The 1,148-nt window shown below is 59.1% G+C and carries 3 protein-coding genes; all 3 read right to left on the bottom strand.

Annotated elements, in window-relative coordinates; translation table 11 throughout:
• A partial coding sequence (locus AB5758_RS09710; RefSeq protein WP_250787850.1) for a hypothetical protein occupies positions 1–377 on the bottom strand: 377 nt, incomplete at its 3' end.
• A gap of 80 nt (positions 378–457) precedes the next feature.
• Positions 458–784 carry a hypothetical protein gene (locus tag AB5758_RS09705; RefSeq protein ID WP_368142015.1) on the bottom strand — a complete coding sequence of 109 codons (327 nt, stop codon included), beginning with the start codon at positions 782–784 and terminating at the stop codon, positions 458–460.
• A gap of 1 nt (position 785) precedes the next feature.
• The coding region (locus AB5758_RS09700; protein WP_368155551.1) for a helix-turn-helix domain-containing protein at positions 786–1,148 on the bottom strand (363 nt) is incomplete at its 5' end.

Genomic DNA, 1,148 nt, shown 5'->3' with positions numbered 1-1,148 from the left:
TAGCCCCTCCAAGCCCTCCTGAGCCTTTGCCAGCGGCTCAGCTTCTGCTCGGTCGATTCCAGCGCGAGCGTCTGGGCGGTCTCGTGGTGGAGCGCCTGAGCGCCCTGCACGGCCTTGGTGCTGTCGGCCACGGTCTCCATGAGCTTGGCTATCTGCTCGTCCTTCTTGGCGAGCTGCCCGATTAGCGCCGCGACAGCCGCCGAATCGCCGCCGTCTGGGGTGCTGGCATCTGTCTGGCAAGTGTCTGGCATCTGTCTGGCAAGGCGTATGGCACGCTCGACGGCGGCTCCCTGCGCCACGCCCCACCCGGCGGAGAGTTCCACCAGTTCATCGTATGCGTCTTCCTCGATTCGGAAGGTCTTCTTTACCTTGGCCAAGGTGCTGGCTCCTGTCTGGCAAATGTATGGCAAAGTGTATGGCACGTATTCAAGCACATCGGTGTTCCCCTTCCCAGTCCCTAATCGAAAACGCGTTTCGGGCTGATATCCCGGATTACCTGTAGGTAGTCTTCACCCTCCGGTTCATTCATATCCTCATAGGTGCGCCAAGACTTAATGTTCTGCATGACCCAAGGCTGTTTAGAAAGGGTGGCGCAAACAGGGCACTGCGCTCCGAACTGCACCTCGCGGCTCTTTGCCTGCCAAGTGCCAAGGCCTATGCGGACGTTACCCATTTGCTCCGCGTATTCTCCCACGCAGTCGTAGAGGTCATCTACGTTGTAGCCATTCCTTTTTGCCTTCTCCTCATCGAACTCGATGGTGAAGCGCCAAGGTTCCATTGCCATATCACTCACCCGCCTTGATTTCCGGCTCCGTCATATCGACGTGGATATGACCGTCCTCGTACCACGCGCCGTCGGGCAGGCCGTCGGTGTCGCACCTCCAACCCCTCAGCCACTTGATGACGGTAGACCTCGACACGCCCAGCGCCTTTGCTATGTCCGAGTGGTTGGCATCCGGGTGCTCCCGGGCATAGGAGCGAATCAGCTCGCGCTTCTCACCGCTTCCCTTCGGCCGACCTTGCAACGCATGACCGGCATCCTCGCTCAGAATCTCAAGGTTCGAACGCGCCATTCTGAGGTGCAGCGCCTGCTTCCTGTAGTTCCGCTTGTTTTTCGGGATCGCTATTCCCGATATCCTCTCCAAGTC

Origin of the sequence: Collinsella aerofaciens (assembly GCF_040926405.1) — a bacterium.
In the GTDB taxonomy this organism is placed as follows: domain Bacteria; phylum Actinomycetota; class Coriobacteriia; order Coriobacteriales; family Coriobacteriaceae; genus Collinsella.
The sequence above is the reverse complement of the archived record's forward strand: the minus strand, read 5'-3'. Positions and strand labels throughout refer to the sequence as shown.